We start from the raw sequence: 17,603 nt of genomic DNA, 5'->3' as shown, positions 1-17,603 counted from the left end.
AAACTATTGTCCCAGCCGGTCGAGCCGCTCATCGAGTTCTGTCGAAAAGCGTTCGATGAACATGAGGGCTCTGACCTGCTGCGCTGCGGCGGGGTAGTCGCCCTTCTCGTCGATCAGCCAGTCCAGGCTGGAGAGGGCGCGAGCGCGGGCGGACTGCACCTGCTGCTGCAAGGCATCGAGCGCCGACGCGTCGCCTGCTTCTTCCAACTCCTCGCGCCAGCTCATCTGCTGCATGAGGAAGTCCGCCGGCATGGCCGTGTTGTTCTCGGCCTGCACAGGCGCGCCGTTCATTTCGCACAGGTAGGCCGCACGGCTCAACGGATCCTTCAGTCGCTGATAGGCCTCATTGATGCGCACGGACCATTGCATGGCCAGTCGCTGCGCCGCCGTGCCCTGCGCCGCGAAGCGATCAGGATGCGCCTCGCGCTGCAATTCCTTCCAGCGCGCATCCAATGCACCCCGGTCCTGCCCGAACGTGGGCCGCACCGCGAACAGCGTGAAGTCATCGTCGGTCAATTGCATGGGCCATTCCTCGTGCTGCCAAGAAAAAGCCGCCAAGCCCTTTCGGGTGGCGGCCCCGCTCCTTCCGAGTCGCAATCAGACGCGGAAGCTCTCACCGCAACCACAACGGTCGCGCTCGTTCGGGTTGTTGAAGCGAAAGCCTTCGTTCAGCCCTTCGCGCACGAAATCCAGCTCCGTGCCATCGATGTAGGCCAGACTCTTGGGATCCACCAGCACCTTGACGCCATGCTCCTCGAAGATGACATCCTCCGGCGCCGACTCGTCCACGTACTCCAGCTTGTAGGCAAGACCGGAGCAGCCCGTGGTCTTGACCCCCAGTCGCACGCCGATGCCCTTGCCACGCTTGCTCAGGTAGCGGGAGACATGGCGCGCCGCAGCTTCGGTCAGCGTGATCGCCATTGCGGTTGAAGCTCCAGTCACGAGGCGAGGGCTTCGGCGCCGGTCTTCGCGCCAACTTTGGCGCGATAGTCGTTCACGGCGGCCTTGATGGCATCTTCCGCCAGGATCGAGCAGTGGATCTTGACCGGCGGCAGCGCCAGCTCTTCGGCGATCTGCGCGTTCTTGAGCGAGGCGGCCTCGTCGAGCGTCTTGCCCTTCACCCACTCCGTGACAAGCGACGACGATGCGATGGCAGAGCCGCAGCCATAGGTCTTGAAGCGCGCGTCCTCGATGACGCCGGTGTGCGGATTCACCTTGATCTGCAGCTTCATCACATCGCCGCAGGCGGGCGCACCCACCATGCCGGTGCCGACGGTGTCGTCGCCCTTGTCGAAGGAGCCGACGTTGCGGGGGTTTTCGTAGTGGTCGATGACCTTGTCCGAATAAGCCATGGGGTCCTCTTCTTTCTTGGTGGATTCAGTGGGCCGACCACTGGATCGTGCTCAGGTCGACGCCATCCTTGTACATCTCCCACAGCGGGCTCAACTCGCGCAGCTTGGCGACGTTGTGGCGGATGGACGCGATGGCGACGTCGATTTCTTCCTCGGTCGTGAAGCGGCCGATGGTCATGCGCAGGCTGCTGTGGGCCAGCTCGTCGCTGCGACCCAGGGCGCGCAACACGTAGCTCGGCTCCAGGCTGGCCGAGGTGCAGGCCGAACCCGACGACACCGCAAGGCCTTTGATGCCCATGATCAGCGACTCGCCTTCGACGAAGTTGAAGCTGATGTTCAGGTTGTGCGGCACCCGGCGCTCCAGGTCGCCGTTGATGAACACCTGCTCGATGTCGGACAGGCCGTCGATCAGCCGCTTCTGCAGCGCGCGGGCCTTGGCCAGGTCCTGCGCCATCTCTTCCTTGGCGATGCGGAAGGCCTCGCCCATGCCCACGATCTGGTGGGTGGGCAGCGTGCCCGACCGCATGCCGCGCTCGTGGCCGCCGCCGTGCATCTGCGCCTCCAGGCGCACGCGCGGCTTGCGGCGAACGTAGAGCGCCCCGATGCCCTTGGGGCCATAGGTCTTGTGCGAAGCCAGGCTCATCAGGTCGATGGGCAGCTGGGTGACGTCGATCTCGACCTTGCCGGTGGCTTGCGCCGCATCGACGTGGAAGATCACGCCCTTCTCGCGGCAGGCGTTGCCCAGCGCGACCATGTCCTGCACCACGCCGATCTCGTTGTTGACGAACATCACGCTCGCCAGGATGGTGTCGGGGCGGATGGCGGCCTTGAACTTGTCCAGGTCGAGCAAGCCGTTTTCCTCGACGTCGAGGTAGGTCACCTCGAAGCCCTGGCGCTCCAGCTCGCGCATGGTGTCCAGCACCGCCTTGTGCTCGGTCTTGACGGTGATGAGGTGCTTGCCCTTTTCCTTGTAGAAGTGGGCTGCGCCCTTCAGCGCCAGGTTGTCGGACTCGGTGGCACCGGAGGTCCAGATGATCTCGCGCGGATCAGCATTGATCAGGGCGGCGACGTCGCCGCGGGCCTTTTCCACCGCCTCTTCCGCCTCCCAGCCCCACGCATGGCTGCGCGAAGCGGGGTTGCCGAAATGCTCACGCAGCCAGGGGATCATGGCGTCGACCACGCGCGGGTCGACCGGCGTGGTTGCGCCGTAATCAAGATAGATCGGGAAATGAGGAGTGACGTCCATGGCTCGCTCGTGCTGGCGTGGATACGGAAACAATCACGAACGGAGGAGCCGGCAGCGACAGGCCGCCGCGGCTCGCCCGCCGTGCATCAGGACTTGGCGAAGGCGTTGCCGAGGGCGAACACCGAGTTGGGCGCATTCACCCGGATCGGCTTGACCACCGGCTGGCTCGAGATCGCCCGCTTGACGGCCGGCTTGTTCTCGACCTGCACGCCCTTGGCGATCTGGTCGTCCACCAGCTTCTGCAGCGTGACAGAATCCAGGAACTCGACCATCTTCTGGTTGAGCGAGGCCCACAGCTCATGCGTCATACAGCGGCCGGCTTCGCCCATGCAATTTTCCTTGCCGGCGCAGTGGGTGGCGTCGATCGGTTCGTCCACCGATACGATGATGTCGGCGACGGTGATGTCGGCCGCCTTGCGACCCAGCGAATAACCGCCGCCGGGGCCGCGGGTGGATTCCACCAGCTCATGGCGACGGAGCTTGCCGAACAGCTGTTCCAGATAGGACAGCGAAATCTGCTGCCGCTGGCTGATTGCGGCCAGCGTGACCGGACCGGAGTTCTGGCGCAATGCCAGGTCGATCATGGCGGTGACCGCAAAACGGCCTTTGGTAGTGAGACGCATCGCAAGCTCCTTCAGTTGGCTTACCGTTAAACAACACCTGGGATCCACAGGATCCGGTGGCGCCCGTCTCCGCCCTGCCCGGCATCCCACCCATCGAAAGGTAGGAGCCGGCCCTTCATCGCGAAGTTCTTTGTTCTTGAGTGTTTCGCTCAAGTATAACAGAAACCCCGAGCCGTGCTCGGGATAACTCGGGTTTTTCCTCTTACTTGCGTCCGCCAACCGGAAGCACCGCGATGTTGTCGCTTCCGGCGGCGCCGAACGCCTGCTCGCGCAGCAGCGCCAACTGGTCGCGCACCCGGGCCGCCTTCTCGAACTCGAGGTTGCGGGCGTGCTCGAGCATCTGCTTTTCCAGCCGCTTGATTTCCTTCGCCACGTCGCGCTCGCTCATGTCCTCGACGCGGGCGCGTTCGACCTCGCGCTTGCCCGCCTCCTTGGCCGACTTCTCGCCGTAGACGCCGTCGATCAGCTCGCGCACCTGCTTGACGATGCTGCGCGGCACGATGCCATTGGCTTCGTTGAAGGCGATCTGCCGCTCGCGGCGGCGCTGCGTCTCGCCGATCGCCTTGTTCATCGACGCCGTGATGATGTCGGCATACAGGATGGCCTTGCCGTGCAGATTGCGCGCGGCGCGGCCGATGGTCTGGATCAGGCTGCGCTCGGCGCGCAGGAAGCCTTCCTTGTCCGCATCGAGGATGGCAACGAGCGACACCTCGGGAATGTCCAGGCCCTCGCGCAGCAGGTTGATGCCCACCAGCACGTCGAAGCTGCCCAGGCGCAGGTCGCGGATGATCTCCACCCGCTCCACGGTGTCCACGTCACTGTGCAGATAGCGAACCTTCACGCCGTTGTCGCTCAGGTACTCGGTGAGCTGCTCCGCCATGCGCTTGGTCAGCGTGGTGATCAGCACGCGCTCGTTCTTCTCGACGCGGATGCGGATCTCGCCCAGCACGTCGTCCACCTGATGGGTGGCGGGGCGCACCTCGACCTCGGGATCGATCAGGCCGGTCGGCCGCACCAGTTGCTCGACCACCTGACCGGCATGCTCCTGCTCGTAGGCAGCGGGCGTGGCCGAGACGAAGATGCACTGGCGCATGCGGCGCTCGAATTCCTCGAACTTGAGCGGCCGGTTGTCCAGCGCCGATGGCAGCCGAAAGCCGTATTCCACCAGCGTGGTCTTGCGCGCCCGGTCGCCGTTGTACATGGCGGCGAGCTGGCCGATCATCTGGTGGCTTTCGTCCAGGAACATCAGTGCGTCCTTGGGCAGGTAGTCCGTCAGCGTGGCCGGCGGGTCGCCGGGCGCGGCGCCGGACAGGTGGCGCGTGTAGTTCTCGATGCCCTTGCAGTGGCCGATCTCGGCCAGCATCTCCAGGTCGAAGCGAGTGCGCTGCTCCAGGCGCTGCGCCTCCACCAGCTTGCCGGCGCCGACGAGTTCCTTCACGCGGTCGGCCAGCTCCAGCTTGATGGTGTCGACCGCGCGCAATGTCTTGTCGCGCGGCGTGACGTAGTGGCTGGACGGGTAGATGGTGAAGCGCGGAATCTTCTGCCGCACACGGCCGGTGAGCGGGTCGAACAGCGACAGGCTCTCGATCTCGTCGTCGAACAGCTCGATGCGGATGGCCAGCTCGCTGTGCTCGGCCGGGAACACGTCGATGGTGTCGCCGCGCACCCGAAAGGCGCCGCGCGAGAAGTCCTGCTCGTTGCGCGTGTACTGCATGCGGATGAGCCGGCCGATCACGTCGCGTTGGCCGATCTTGTCGCCCACGCGCATGATGAAGCGCATCTCGGTGTAGTCCTCCGGGGCGCCGATGCCGTAGATGGCGCTCACCGTCGCCACGATCACCACGTCCCGCCTCTCCAACACGCTCTTGGTGGCCGACAGGCGCATCTGCTCGATGTGCTCGTTGATCGACGAGTCCTTTTCGATGAACAGGTCGCGCTGCGGCACATAGGCCTCGGGCTGGTAGTAGTCGTAGTAGCTGACGAAGTACTCCACCGCGTTCTTCGGGAAGAACTCGCGGAACTCGCTGTACAGCTGCGCCGCGAGCGTCTTGTTGGGTGCGAATACGATGGCCGGCCGGCCCAGGCGCGCGATGACGTTGGCCATGGTGTAGGTCTTGCCCGAGCCCGTCACGCCCAGCAGCGTCTGGAAGACCTCGCCGTCCTGAATGCCCTCGACCAACTGCTCGATGGCCTTGGGCTGATCGCCAGCGGGCGGATAGGGCTGGAACAGCTCGAAGGGCGAATCGGGGTAGCGGACGAATTCGCCCTGGCGCGGCGCGGCGGCATCGTCGGCGGTCTGAAGGTCTGCGGTCATGGTGATGAGGCTCCGGGGCAGCAGTCCAACTGTGGGGCGGCCGGTAAAATTCCAAGCGAACCGGCAAGGCTACCCCAAAGGCGATGCCCGGTTCTGCACCCAGCCTCGCCGGCCGCGAGGCTCGCCCCAGCATCCAAAGGACTTTCTCCATGTCTCTCTTCTCCGCCGTCGAGATGGCGCCGCGCGACCCCATCCTGGGTCTGAACGAACAATTCGCCGCCGACACCAACCCCAACAAGGTCAACCTGGGCGTGGGCGTGTACTACGACGACAACGGCAAGCTGCCGCTGCTGGAATGCGTCAAGAAGGCCGAGGCCGACATGATGAAGGCCCCCTCGGCCCGCGGCTACCTGCCCATCGACGGCATCGCCGCCTACGACAACGCCGTCAAGGCCCTGGTGTTCGGCGCCGACAGCGAGCCAGTCAACTCCGGCCGCGTGGCGACCATCCAGGCCCTGGGCGGCACGGGCGGCCTGAAGGTCGGCGCCGACTTCCTCAAGAAGCTTTCGCCGTCGGCCAAAGTGCTGATCAGCGACCCGAGCTGGGAAAACCACCGCGCGCTATTCACTCAGGCCGGCTTCGAGGTCGGCACCTACGCCTACTACGACGCCGCCAAGCGCGGTATCGACTTCGACGGCATGCTGGCCGCCCTGCAAGGCGCGGCCGCCGGCACCGTCGTCGTGCTGCATGCCTGCTGCCACAACCCGACCGGCTACGACCTCACGCCCGCGCAGTGGGACCAGGTGGTCGAGGTGGTCAAGGCCCGCCAGCTGACGCCCTTCCTGGACATGGCCTACCAAGGTTTCGGCTACGGCATTGCCGAGGACGGCGCCGTGATCGGCAAGTTCGTGGCCGCCGGCCTGACCTTCTTCGTCTCGACCTCCTTCTCCAAGAGCTTCAGCCTGTACGGCGAGCGCGTGGGCGCCCTGTCGGTGCTGTGCGAGAACAAGGAAGAAGCAGCGCGCGTGCTGTCGCAGCTGAAGATCATGATCCGCACCAACTACAGCAACCCGCCGACGCACGGTGGCGCCGTCGTGGCGGCTGTGCTGGGCAACCCCGAGCTGCGCGCCCTGTGGGAGAAGGAGCTGGGCGAGATGCGCGTGCGCATCAAGGCCATGCGCCAGAAGCTGGTGGACGGCCTGAAGGCCACCGGCGTGGAGCAGGACATGAGCTTCATCACCAGTCAGATCGGCATGTTCAGCTACTCGGGCCTGACCAAGGACCAGATGGTGCGCCTGCGCAACGAGTTCGGCGTCTACGGCACCGACACGGGCCGCATGTGCGTGGCCGCACTCAACAGCAAGAACATCGACCACGTCTGCGCGAGCATCGCCAAGGTGGTCTGAGGCGTTGCGGCCGCTGCCTCCTCTCGGAGGTGGCCGCGCACCAAAGAAAAAGGCAGCACGGGGATCCATGCTGCCTTTTTCTTTGCAGCCCGCCAGCATAGGACCGGCGGGCCGTCCTCACCCGACGATCAGGCGAAGTTCTTTTCGGCGAATTCCCAGTTGACCAGCTTGGCCAGGAAGGTCTCGACGAACTTGGGACGCAGATTGCGGTAGTCGATGTAGTAGGCGTGCTCCCAGACGTCGACGGTCAGCAGCGCCTTGTCTTCGGTCGTCAGGGGCGTACCGGCGGCGCCCGTGTTGACGATGTCGACGGAGCCGTCGGCCTTCTTCACCAGCCAGGTCCAGCCCGAGCCGAAGTTGCCGACGGCGGACTTGACGAAGGCTTCCTTGAAGGCGTCGTAGCTGCCCCATTTGGCCTCGATGGCCTTGGCCAGCGCGCCAGAAGGGGCGCCGCCGCCTTGCGGCTTCATGCAGTTCCAGAAGAAGGTGTGGTTCCAGATCTGCGCGGCGTTGTTGTAGATGCCGCCGCTGGACTTCTTCACGATTTCTTCGAGCGTCATGCTCTCGAATTCGGTGCCCTTCTGCAGGTTGTTCAGGTTCACCACATAGGCGTTGTGGTGCTTGCCGTAGTGGTACTCCAGCGTTTCCTTGGAGTACTCGGGGGCCAGCGCGTCCATCGCGTACGGCAGGGGAGGCAGAACATGTTCCATGTGAAGCTCGTTCGTGGGTTGGTTGACAGAAACCGTGGGATTCTAGGAAGGATTGCCGCTGCCTGCGTCGGACGACGTCCCTTGCTGGAGGGTGATGACCTGCAGGTTGGCCGTGCCATCCGCCAGTGTGGCGTTCACGGATTCGCCCGGACGCAGTTGGGCCACGCGGGTCACGGTGCGTCCCTTGGCATCCGTCAGCCAGGCATAGCCCCGCTGGAGCACCACCGCAGGGTCGAGCATCTGGAGACGCAACGCAGCACGCTCCAGCCGATCAGAACGGTTGCGCAAGCTGGCCCGACCCGCGGCGGGCCATCGCCCTTCAGCGGCATCGAGCCGACGCTGCGCCTGATGCAGCCACGCGGTGGTGGCGCGATGCAGACGCTGGTCCCACTGCGCCAGCACCGCCTGCTGCCGCGCCGCGAGCCCGGAGGGTCGGCCAAGCCGGGAGGCAGCCTGGTCGAGCCGCTGCGACAGCCGGTCCAGCCGGCCTTGCAAAGCATCTCGCAGATCGTCTTCGAGCGCATCCAGCCCCTGGAGCCAGCCATCGCGCGAAGGCGCGACGAGTTCGGCGGCGGCGGTCGGCGTGGGTGCGCGCAGGTCGGCGCAGAAGTCGGCGATGGTGAAGTCCGTCTCATGTCCCACGCCGACGACCACAGGCACAAAGCTGGCCACGATGGCGCGCGCCAGTTGCTCGTCGTTGAATGCCCACAGGTCTTCCAGCGAGCCGCCGCCCCGCACCAGCAGGATGGCATCGGGCCGCGGTTCGATCTCCTGCAAGGCCGACAGGGCAGCGACCAGTTCGCCCGGCGCCTGGCCGCCCTGCACGGCCGCTGGCGCCACCACCACCTCCACATGCGGGGCGCGTCGGCGCAGCGCAGTCACCACATCGTGCAAGGCCGCCGCACCGAGGGAAGTGACCAGCCCGATGCGGGCGGGAAACATCGGCAACCGTCGCTTGCGCAAGGGTTCGAACAGCCCCTCGGCCTCCAGCTTCGCCTTGCGCTGCACGAACTGCTCGAACAACGTGCCCTGGCCCGCCCTGCGCAGGCTCTCCACCACCAGTTGCAGGTCGCCGCGGGCTTCGTACACCGTCAGCCGTCCGCGCAACTCGACAAGATCGCCATTGCGCACATCGAAGTCGACCAACGATGCTGCACGGCGGAACATGGCGCAGCGCACCTGCCCCTGGCCATCCTTCAGCGAGAAATAGCAATGGCCGCTGGTGGCGCGAGAAAAGCCGCTCACCTCTCCCTGCACCGCCACCGGGTTGAAGCGCGCATCGAGCGCGTCCGCCGCGGCCCGGCACAGCGCCCCCACAGCCCACACGCGCGGCTGGATGCCCAAGCCTTCAGCCATGGCCCGCCGCCTTGCGTCTTCCACAAGTACCGCGGGCACTGACGCGCGTGCGGCGCATGCCACTGGAGAGCCACGGTTTGTGGTGCAAGTGCTTGATGGAGAAAGAAAAACGACTGCTCAAAATCTGATCGTCCTGACGCCGGGCCCGTCAATGCTGGGCGCGCCAACGTTGCCCGCAGGGTTAGCCACAAAGTTATCCACAGAAAATGTGGGCGGCTGCAGCGCAGACGCCCCGGGTCGCGAGAAACATTCGGTCATAATTTTCGGCTGTTGGGCAGCGCTTCGCGACCACGCAGGAGGAACCTTGTTTTCGATCTTAGTCGCCGCAGGCTGGCCCATCGTGCCGCTGCTTTTGTGCTCGATCATCGCCACTGCGCTCGTCATCGAGCGCTCCGTCAGCCTCAAGGCGGCCAAGGTGCTTCCACCGCAGTTGCTCAACGAGGCCATCGCCGTTTCCCAGGACGGCATTCCTCCCGCCGACGTGATCGCCAAGCTGGAAAGGAATTCGGCGCTGGGCGAGATGCTCGCCAGCGGCTTCCGTGCCGCCCAGGCCGGCGCGGGCCATCCGGCGGATGAAGCGCGCACGGCCATGGAGACCTCGGGCCGGGCGATCGCCCACCGGCTCGAACGCTATCTGCCGGCGCTCGCCACCATTGCCTCGGCGGCGCCACTGCTCGGCCTGCTGGGCACCGTCATCGGCATGATCGAGATCTTCGGCTCGCAGGCACCGGGAACCGGCGCGGCCGGCAATCCGGCGCAACTGGCGCACGGCATCTCCATCGCGCTCTACAACACGGCCTTCGGCCTGATCGTGGCGGTGCCCACGCTGATCTTCTGGCGCTACTTCCGCAGCCGCGTCGACGGCTATCTGCTGCACCTCGAACTGGCCGGCGAGCGCTTCGCCCAACACTTGGCCGGGTTGCGGGCGGCCCCCCGCCCATGAGCGCGCCCCTGCCGGGGGGCGCCCGCCCCGCCTCCGCGCCGGGGAGTCGCCGCAGCGGACGGATTCAACTGCGGGCCGCGTCACGCGACGAGCCGGAGATCAACCTGATCCCCTTCATCGACGTGCTGCTGGTGATCCTGATCTTTCTGATGCTGTCGACCACCTACAACCGGTTCACCGAGATGGAAGTCCGACTGCCCACGGCCGACGCCGAGACGGCCACCACCCGCCCGCGCGAGATCGTGGTGGCGGTGGCGGCGGACGGCCGGTATGCCGTCGACCGGCAGGCACTGCCGGACCGCAGCGTGGAGGCCCTGGCCAGCGCCCTCGCGCCGCTCGCCAAGGTCGACGCCGGCGCTCCGGCGCCGATCCTCATCATCAGCGCAGATGCCGCCGCCGCCCATCAGTCGGTCATCACCGTGATGGAGGCGGCGCGGCGTGCGGGGCTGATGCAGATCACCTTTGCGACGCAGACCTCGGGCAAGGCGGCCCGCTGACGTGCTGACGGCCGACGTCTGGGAGCGCCGCGGCGCACGGGCCTGGATGCTCCGGCCGCTGGCGTGGCTCTTCGGCCTGCTTGCAGCCGTTCGGCGGCAGGCGTATGCCCGTGGCTGGCGTACGGTGCACCGGCTGCCCGTGCCCGTTGTCGTGGTCGGCAACGTGGTGGCAGGCGGCGCAGGCAAGACACCCGTGGTGGTGTCGCTGGTCCGGCATGCGCAGGCCCAGGGCTGGTCGGTTGGCGTCATCTCCCGAGGACATGGGCGGCGCACGCGGGAGGGGCAGGTCGTCCACGCCGACAGCGATCCGCGCGACGTGGGGGACGAACCTCTGCTGATTCATCGCGCGACTGGCGCGCCCGTGGTGGTCGATGCCGACCGGGTGGCCGCCGGGCGCCGGCTCCTGGCGCTGCACCCGGACACCCGCCTCATCGTCGCCGACGATGGTCTGCAGCACCTGCCGCTGGCCCGCGATGTGGAGATCTGCGTGTTCGACGACCGCGGCGTCGGCAACGGCTGGCTGCTGCCGGCAGGCCCGCTGCGCGAGCCCTGGCCGCGCCAGTGCGATCTGGTGCTGCACACCGGCGAGCAACCGGCCTTCGCGGGCTTCCGCGGACATCGGGCGCTGGCAGCGCACGCGCTTGACCAGCGGAAGCAGCCCGTGCTCCTGCCCGAACTGGCGGCGCGGGACGATCTGGTGGCAGTCGCGGGCATCGCCCAGCCCCAGCGTTTCTTCGACATGCTGCGGGCGCAGGGCCTGCGACTGCAGCGCTGCATCGCGCTGCCGGATCACCATGACTACACGGACTGGGCACCGCCCGAGGGCGTGCAGCTGCTCTGCACGGAAAAGGATGCGGCCAAACTCTGGACACGCGCGCCCTCGGCGCTGGCCGTGCCGCTGGAGTTCTCCATCGAGCCGGCCTTCTTCGAGGCCCTCGACGCGCGGCTATCATCCCTCGATGGATCCGAAGCTGCTTGAACTGCTGGTCTGCCCGGTCACCAAGGGACCGCTGCAATGGGACGCCGCGCGTCAGGAACTGTGGTCGCGCAGTGCACGCCTCGCCTACCCGGTGCGCGATGGCATTCCTGTGATGCTCGAAAACGAGGCGCGCCCGCTCACGGACGAAGAACTCGGCCTGTGAGCTTCACCGTCCTGATTCCGGCGCGCATGAAGTCGACGCGCCTGCCCGATAAACCCCTGGCGGATATCGGCGGCCTCCCGATGGTGGTGCGAGTGGCGCAGCAAGCCGCACGTTCGGGCGCCAGCACCGTGTGCGTGGCCTGCGACGATCCGCGCATCGTACAGGCCTGCGAGGCAGCTGGTGTGCAGGCCCTGCTCACCCGCGCCGACCATCCCAGCGGCAGTGACCGCCTGGCCGAGGCCTGCACCCTGCTCGGGTTGGCCGACGACACCATCGTGGTCAATGTCCAGGGCGACGAGCCGCTCATCGACCAGACCCTGATCGACGCCGTCGCCCAGTCGCTGGCCGCCCGCCCGGACACGCCCATGGGCACGGCGGCGCACGCCATCGAGGACGAGGCCGACTTCGTCAACCCCAACGTCGTGAAGGTGGTGCTCGACGCGGCAGGGCAGGCGCTCTACTTCAGCCGTTCTCCCCTGCCTTTCTGGCGCGACGGCGGGTTGCCGCCCAGGCTTTCCGCGGACCACCCGGCGCTTCGCCACATCGGCATCTACGCCTACCGCGCCGGCTTCCTGCGCAGCTTCCCGGGCTTGGCAGCTTCACCGCTGGAGCGCGTCGAATCGCTCGAACAGCTTCGGGTGCTGTGGCATGGCCATCGCATCGCCGTGCACGTGACCCCGCACGCACCGGGCACGGGTGTCGACACGCCCGAGGATCTGGCCCGCGTGCGCCTGCATTTCTGAAGGGGTGGCGGACGCCCATCGGTGCGGGGGGCGCATGCTATCCTCGCCGGGATGGCGCGCCCGGAGGAGCCGGCACTGCTCGCCCACACGATTTCCATAAAAAGCTTCCGAGGACACCATGAGACTCATCCTGTTGGGCGCGCCGGGCGCCGGCAAAGGCACACAGGCCACCTTCATCTGCCAGAAGTTCGGCATTCCCCAGATCTCCACCGGTGACATGCTGCGCGCCGCCGTGAAGGCGGGCACGCCGCTCGGACTCCAGGCCAAGGCCGTGATGGACGCCGGGGCGCTGGTGAGCGATGACCTCATCATCAACCTCGTCAAGGAACGTATCGCACTGCCCGACTGCGCAAATGGCTTCCTGTTCGATGGCTTTCCGCGCACCATTCCCCAGGCCGATGCGATGAAGGCGGCCGGCGTCAAGCTGGACTATGTGCTGGAGATCGACGTCCCCTTCTCCGACATCATCGAACGCATGAGCGGTCGGCGCTCGCACCCGGCCTCCGGCCGTACCTATCACGTGCGCTTCAACCCGCCGAAGGTCGAAGGCAAAGACGACGTGAGCGGCGAAGACCTGATCCAGCGCGAGGACGACAAGGAAGAGACGGTGCGCAAGCGTCTCGACGTCTACAGCCAGCAGACGCGCCCGCTGGTGGACTACTACGCGAAGTGGGCCGAGCAGGACCCCGTCAACGCGCCCAAGTACCGCGCGATCAGCGGCGTGGGCACGGTCGACGAGATCACACGCCGCGCGATGGCTGCGCTCGAGGGCTGACCCTCACGCCCCGGGGCTTACGCCCTCGGCATTCCCACGCCAAAGGCCGGCCGCAAGGCCCGGCCTTTTTGCTTCATGCAGGTCGATGGCGGCTGTCCATCAGATGGAGCATGAGCGAGATGCGCGCCTTCACCGGGGACAGGTCGAAGGCATGGGGACAACGATCCTCGCCACTCGACAGCACCGCCCCGTCCGCACAGCGGGTGGCACGTACCACGGCGATTCCCGCAGCCTGCGCCTTCGCGAGCGCCTCCTGGAGGCTCTCGTGGACTGTGCCATTGCCAGTCGCCGCCACCACGATGCCATCCACGCCGCCGGCCTGGACAAGCGCATCGACCAATGCCGTGTCGGCCCCTGCATGACTGGTGATGATCTGCACCGAAGGCCAGAGATCGGCGGCAGGCAGCCGCTGTGCGGAAAGCCTCGGGGCCAGCACCTCGGGCCACGGACAGACGCGCCGAATGCGCCCCTCCTCCACGAAGCCGACCGGTCCGCTTTCACCCGAGGAAAAGGCATCGAGCCGATAGGTGTGCACCTTGCGCGCCTGCCGGGCGCGATGGATGGTGCCGGCGCAGACCGCAAGCACACCCCGCGCGCGTTCGGCCACCGCCACGGCCAAGGCGTCTCGCAGGTTCTGCGGGCCATCCGGGGCGGCGGAGCTCGCCGGCCTCATGGCGCAGGTGAGCACCACAGGCTTGTGCGCCATCAGCACCTCGCCGAGGAAGAACGCCGTCTCTTCCAGCGTGTCCGTGCCATGGGTGATGACGATGCCGCGCACGCCTGGGTCATCGAGCAGTTGCTGGCACCGGGAGGCCAGCGCCCGCCAGTGCGCATGCGACATGTCCTTGCTGTCGAGGTTGCACACCTGTTCGGCGGCCCAGGTGATGCCTTCAGGAATCGGCACGTCCGCAAGGAGTTCGCCGACCTCCACCTGTCCGGCCACGTAGCCGAGGTTGTCGCCAGCAATCGCCGCACGTCCGGCAATCGTGCCTCCGGTGCCGAGCACCACGACGCGGGAGAGATGGGCGGGGGTGAGATGAGGACTTGTCAACGGTTTGAAAACTGGTTAAAAATACAGACACTGGATATGCACACAGTATGTGCATCAACCGCTGGAGCCGCAGACACATGCTCAAAGTGCCCACTCCCACCGCGTCGGTCAAGCTTACCGCCCGACAGCAGCAGATTCTCGAGTTGATCCGCGCCACCATGGCTCGCACGGGCGCGCCACCGACACGCGCCGAGATTGCTGCCGAGTTGGGCTTCAAGTCCGCCAATGCTGCCGAAGAGCACCTGCAGGCCCTCGCGCGAAAGGGCGTCATCGAGCTGGTGAGCGGCACCTCGCGTGGCATCCGGCTCAAGAGCGAGGCGCTGCGCAACCTGCAGGAGAGCCGCACGCCGCAGTTCTCTCTGCCCATTCCTGGACTGTCGCAGCTGTCCCTCCCGCTCATCGGCCGCGTCGCCGCTGGTGCTCCCATCCTGGCGCAGGAACATGTCGACCAGACCTATTACGTCGAAAGCACGCTGTTCCAGCATCGCCCCGACTACCTGCTCAAGGTGCGCGGCATGTCGATGCGCGACGCCGGCATCATGGACGGCGACCTGCTTGCAGTGCAAAGCACCCGCGAGGCACGCAACGGCCAGATCGTGGTGGCCCGGCTGGGCGACGAGGTCACCGTCAAGCGGCTCAAGCGGCTCAAGGACGTGGTCGAACTTCATGCCGAGAACCCCGACTACCCCACCATCATCGTCCAGCCCGGCGAGCCGTTCGAGATCGAAGGCCTGGCCGTCGGCCTGATCCGCAACACGATGCTGATGTAGCCCCCACCGTCATTTGCTGCTGCCGCGCCAGGTGGCGGGCGTATGGCCGGATGGCCATCACCCTGGTGCGTCGGCTTCGCTTCTCAATCCTGCCTGTGTCCAAACCCCTTCCGATCCTCAGGAGTTCAACATGGGAACCGCTCTGCTCGCCTTGTCCAGTCTTTTCGCCCCGATCCAGTCCTGGGTTGCCCGCCACTCCGATGCCCGCCGCAGCAGTGGACTCAATGCAACGGAGCTGCATTATGTGAATGTCCGCCCTCGCCCCGGCCGGGAGATGCGGCATGCCGCAAGCAGCCGGCGCGATGCAGCCGAGCGCCCCCCGCTGCGCGTCGTGCGGGTGGTGGAGCCGGGAGAGCAGCGCTCCCACGGTTCGAGACTGGTGATTGCCGGCCGCATGGCCGACGTCTGCGCCGAGCTCGACCGCCTCGTCGAGAGGGAATTGCGCGAAGCCGCCCGGCCATCTGGCAGCACGCTGCACTGACGTCGCGCGACAGACGCTCGTCCTTTCGAGGACGAGCGGAAGACCGCCGGAGCCGGAGGCAAAATGGGCGGCCATGAACATCGTGATCCTCGACGACTACCAGGACGCCGTACGCAAGCTGCGCTGCGCCTCCAAGCTGGACGCCTACACCGCCAAGGTCTACACCAACACGGTCAAGGGCATCGGGCAGTTGTCGGTCAGGCTGCGGGACGCGGACGTGATCGTGCTGATCCGCGAGCGCACCCAGATCTCCCGCCAGCTCGTCGAGAAGCTGCCACGCCTCAAGCTGATCTCGCAGACGGGCCGCGTGGGTGGTCATGTGGACGTGAATGCATGTACCGAGTACGGCGTGGCCGTGGCCGAAGGCACCGGCTCTCCCCTGGCACCGGCCGAACTCACATGGGCACTGATCATGGCGGCCACGCGCCGCCTGCCGCAATACATCAGCAACCTCAAGCACGGCGCGTGGCAGCAGTCCGGGCTCAAGTCCGCGTCGATGCCGCCCAATTTCGGCCTGGGCTCCGTGCTCAAGGGTAAGACGCTCGGCATCTGGGGCTATGGCCGCATCGGCCAATTGGTGGCGCGGTACGGACAGGCCTTTGGCATGCAGGTTGTGATCTGGGGCCGTGACGCGAGCTGCGAGCGCGCACGCAACGACGGCTTCCAGACGGCGCCCAGCCGCGAGGCGCTCTTCGAGATGGCGGATGTGCTCACCCTGCACCTTCGGCTGAATGACGACACGCGCGGTCTGGTGAGGCTGGAGGATCTGTCCCGCATGAAGCCGACGTCGCTGTTCGTCAACACCAGCCGGGCTGAACTCGTCGAGTCCGACGCCCTGCTCGCTGCACTCAACCGTGGACGGCCGGGCATGGCGGCCATCGACGTCTTCGAGAGTGAACCGCCCCTTCAAGGCCATGCGCTGCTGCGCCTCGAGAACTGCATCTGCACGCCGCACATTGGCTACGTCGAGCAGGAGAGCTATGAGCTCTACTTCGGCCAGGCCTTCGACAACGTCGTGAGCTTCATCCGCGGCAATCCCACGAACATCGTCAATCCCGGGGCGCTGCAGGTGCGCCGGTGAGGCGCGAGGCGCCCTGGCCTGGGGCGCTGTGGGCCTTGCTCTTCGGCAATTTCGCCATCGGCACGGGCGTGATGGTGGTGCCGGGCACGCTGCCCGAGTTGGCCGCTTCATTTTCGACCTCCATCGCCGCGGTGGGGCAGTTGATTACCGCCGGCGCATTGGTGGTGTGTGTCGGCGCCCCGCTGCTGGCCGGCCTGGTGGCGGGCTGGGACAGACGCCGTCTCCTCGCCGTCTCGCTGGCCTGGTTTGCCCTTGGACACCTGGCGTCTGCGCTGATGCCGACGCTGGGCGCCCTGCTACCTGTCCGCATGGCCACGCTGGTCGCGCCCGCGGTCTTCACCCCCCAGGCGGCCGCTTGCGTAGGCATGCTGGTGCCACCGCACAGGCGCGCAGCGGCCGTGGCCTTCATCTTCCTGGGATGGTCCCTGGCCTCGGTGCTCGGATTGCCGATGGCCGCCTACCTCGGCGGGCATTGGGGCTGGCGCGCGGCCTTCGGCGTCATCGTCGCCCTGACGGCGATTGGCGCCCTGTGGGTCTGGCGCACCATGCCGGCCGGGGTCAAGCCTGCCCCGCTTTCGCGCGAAGGCTGGTTGCAGGTGCTGCGTCATCCGATCCTGATGCCCGTCGTGGGCATCACGCTGCTTCAGGCAGCGGGGCAGTTCGTGCTCTTCAGCTATTTCGGGCCGCTGCTCGTCCAGCGACTGCACGCGGGCCCAGGCGAACTCAGCCTGATCTGGTTATGGATTGGCCTGTGCGGCGTGGTGGGCAATCTGCTGGCCACGCGCTACATGGACCGGTTGGGCAGTGCCGGGATGGCGATGCTCGCGATGGCGCTGATCAGCGTCAGCCTGCTGTTGTGGCCTTTGGGCCTGGCCTTGGGCTGGACGGCGCTGACGGCCGTCCTGCTGCCCTGGGGCCTGGGCTGCTTCGCCGCCAACTCGTCGCAGCAGGCCAGGCTGGTGGGGCTGGCCCCCACGCTGGCCTCTGCGTCCATCGCGCTCAACAGTTCCGCGATGTACATGGGTCAGGCGGCAGGCGCAGGGCTGGGGGGCTGGCTGCTCGCCCGCGGCACGTCTTCGTGGATGAACTGGTGTGGCTTGGCGTGCCTGGTGGCCGCCATGCTGCTGAGCCTGAATCTGGGCCGACGCGGCCGCGCTACCGCCTGAGACACGG

20 protein-coding genes are annotated in these 17,603 nt (G+C 66.7%); 11 read left to right on the top strand and 9 right to left on the bottom strand.

The window, feature by feature from the left end; translation table 11 throughout:
- Positions 1 to 3: 3 nt before the first annotated feature.
- The 6 genes from hscB to uvrB form a co-directional block, all read right to left on the bottom strand.
- Positions 4 to 522 carry a Fe-S protein assembly co-chaperone HscB gene (gene hscB / locus ACT54X_RS05535; protein ID WP_294364926.1) on the bottom strand — a complete coding sequence of 173 codons (519 nt, stop codon included), beginning with the start codon at positions 520 to 522 and terminating at the stop codon, positions 4 to 6.
- Between the two features lie 75 nt (positions 523 to 597).
- The gene (gene iscA / locus ACT54X_RS05530) at positions 598 to 921 is read right to left on the bottom strand and encodes an iron-sulfur cluster assembly protein IscA (RefSeq protein ID WP_017756982.1); all 324 of its coding nucleotides are present in this window, start codon (positions 919 to 921) and stop codon (positions 598 to 600) included.
- A gap of 17 nt (positions 922 to 938) precedes the next feature.
- Positions 939 to 1,352, bottom strand: coding sequence for a Fe-S cluster assembly scaffold IscU (gene iscU / locus ACT54X_RS05525; RefSeq protein WP_294364922.1), 414 nt, complete (start codon positions 1,350 to 1,352; stop codon positions 939 to 941).
- A gap of 25 nt (positions 1,353 to 1,377) precedes the next feature.
- Positions 1,378 to 2,598 carry an IscS subfamily cysteine desulfurase gene (locus ACT54X_RS05520; RefSeq protein ID WP_294364919.1) on the bottom strand — a complete coding sequence of 407 codons (1,221 nt, stop codon included), beginning with the start codon at positions 2,596 to 2,598 and terminating at the stop codon, positions 1,378 to 1,380.
- An 86-nt stretch (positions 2,599 to 2,684) separates the two neighbouring features.
- The gene (gene iscR / locus ACT54X_RS05515) at positions 2,685 to 3,221 is read right to left on the bottom strand and encodes a Fe-S cluster assembly transcriptional regulator IscR (protein ID WP_017756985.1); all 537 of its coding nucleotides are present in this window, start codon (positions 3,219 to 3,221) and stop codon (positions 2,685 to 2,687) included.
- Positions 3,222 to 3,423: 202 nt separating this feature from the next.
- The gene (gene uvrB / locus ACT54X_RS05510) at positions 3,424 to 5,535 is read right to left on the bottom strand and encodes an excinuclease ABC subunit UvrB (RefSeq protein WP_294364913.1); all 2,112 of its coding nucleotides are present in this window, start codon (positions 5,533 to 5,535) and stop codon (positions 3,424 to 3,426) included.
- Positions 5,536 to 5,684: 149 nt separating this feature from the next.
- Here uvrB and ACT54X_RS05505 point away from each other — a divergent pair, with 149 nt between their 5' ends.
- The gene (locus ACT54X_RS05505; protein ID WP_294364911.1) at positions 5,685 to 6,881 is read left to right on the top strand and encodes an amino acid aminotransferase; all 1,197 of its coding nucleotides are present in this window, start codon (positions 5,685 to 5,687) and stop codon (positions 6,879 to 6,881) included.
- Positions 6,882 to 7,009: 128 nt separating this feature from the next.
- On the opposite strand, the gene ACT54X_RS05500 is transcribed toward ACT54X_RS05505, so the two are convergent.
- Both ACT54X_RS05500 and xseA read right to left on the bottom strand, forming a co-directional pair.
- Positions 7,010 to 7,591 carry a superoxide dismutase gene (locus ACT54X_RS05500; RefSeq protein ID WP_114804109.1) on the bottom strand — a complete coding sequence of 194 codons (582 nt, stop codon included), beginning with the start codon at positions 7,589 to 7,591 and terminating at the stop codon, positions 7,010 to 7,012.
- Positions 7,592 to 7,633: 42 nt separating this feature from the next.
- Entirely contained in the window at positions 7,634 to 8,947 is a 1,314-nt protein-coding gene (gene xseA, locus ACT54X_RS05495; protein ID WP_294364902.1) for an exodeoxyribonuclease VII large subunit, read from the bottom strand.
- Between the two features lie 304 nt (positions 8,948 to 9,251).
- Between xseA and ACT54X_RS05490 the strand changes: the two genes are divergently transcribed.
- The 6 genes from ACT54X_RS05490 to adk all read left to right on the top strand — a co-directional run bounded on the left by ACT54X_RS05490 (position 9,252) and on the right by adk (position 13,047).
- Entirely contained in the window at positions 9,252 to 9,890 is a 639-nt protein-coding gene (locus ACT54X_RS05490) for a MotA/TolQ/ExbB proton channel family protein (protein ID WP_294364898.1), read from the top strand.
- Between the two features lie 62 nt (positions 9,891 to 9,952).
- Positions 9,953 to 10,387: an ExbD/TolR family protein gene (locus ACT54X_RS05485; RefSeq protein WP_370645994.1), complete on the top strand. Its 435-nt coding sequence runs from the start codon at positions 9,953 to 9,955 to the stop codon at positions 10,385 to 10,387.
- 46 nt (positions 10,388 to 10,433) lie between these two features.
- Positions 10,434 to 11,366: a tetraacyldisaccharide 4'-kinase gene (lpxK, locus tag ACT54X_RS05480; RefSeq protein ID WP_294365920.1), complete on the top strand. Its 933-nt coding sequence runs from the start codon at positions 10,434 to 10,436 to the stop codon at positions 11,364 to 11,366.
- Complete coding sequence (locus ACT54X_RS05475; RefSeq protein ID WP_017756993.1) at positions 11,347 to 11,529, top strand: Trm112 family protein; 183 nt, start codon at positions 11,347 to 11,349, stop codon at positions 11,527 to 11,529. Before lpxK ends, ACT54X_RS05475 begins: the two co-directional genes overlap by 20 nt.
- Complete coding sequence (gene kdsB, locus ACT54X_RS05470) at positions 11,526 to 12,272, top strand: 3-deoxy-manno-octulosonate cytidylyltransferase (RefSeq protein WP_294364888.1); 747 nt, start codon at positions 11,526 to 11,528, stop codon at positions 12,270 to 12,272. The genes ACT54X_RS05475 and kdsB overlap by 4 nt, the downstream gene beginning before the upstream one ends.
- 118 nt (positions 12,273 to 12,390) lie before the next feature.
- Positions 12,391 to 13,047, top strand: coding sequence for an adenylate kinase (gene adk / locus ACT54X_RS05465; protein WP_043116162.1), 657 nt, complete (start codon positions 12,391 to 12,393; stop codon positions 13,045 to 13,047).
- A 73-nt stretch (positions 13,048 to 13,120) separates the two neighbouring features.
- Here the strand turns inward: adk and ACT54X_RS05460 are convergent, their stop codons facing one another.
- Positions 13,121 to 14,056 carry an asparaginase gene (locus ACT54X_RS05460; protein WP_294364884.1) on the bottom strand — a complete coding sequence of 312 codons (936 nt, stop codon included), beginning with the start codon at positions 14,054 to 14,056 and terminating at the stop codon, positions 13,121 to 13,123.
- Positions 14,057 to 14,175: 119 nt separating this feature from the next.
- On the opposite strand from ACT54X_RS05460, the gene lexA reads away from it, so the two are divergent.
- The 4 genes from lexA (at position 14,176) to ACT54X_RS05440 (ending at position 17,596) form a co-directional block, all read left to right on the top strand.
- Entirely contained in the window at positions 14,176 to 14,868 is a 693-nt protein-coding gene (lexA, locus tag ACT54X_RS05455) for a transcriptional repressor LexA (protein WP_043116164.1), read from the top strand.
- Positions 14,869 to 14,998: 130 nt separating this feature from the next.
- Complete coding sequence (locus tag ACT54X_RS05450; protein ID WP_294364871.1) at positions 14,999 to 15,349, top strand: hypothetical protein; 351 nt, start codon at positions 14,999 to 15,001, stop codon at positions 15,347 to 15,349.
- A gap of 73 nt (positions 15,350 to 15,422) precedes the next feature.
- Entirely contained in the window at positions 15,423 to 16,430 is a 1,008-nt protein-coding gene (locus ACT54X_RS05445; RefSeq protein ID WP_234194186.1) for a D-2-hydroxyacid dehydrogenase family protein, read from the top strand.
- Positions 16,427 to 17,596 (top strand): MFS transporter, encoded by a 1,170-nt coding sequence (locus tag ACT54X_RS05440; RefSeq protein WP_476345452.1) that lies wholly within the window; start codon positions 16,427 to 16,429, stop codon positions 17,594 to 17,596. The genes ACT54X_RS05445 and ACT54X_RS05440 overlap by 4 nt, the downstream gene beginning before the upstream one ends.
- The last annotated feature ends 7 nt before the right edge of the window (positions 17,597 to 17,603 follow it).

Source organism: Pseudacidovorax sp. DMC4, from assembly GCF_056314265.1.
This window is presented reverse-complemented; position numbering and strand designations above follow the sequence as displayed.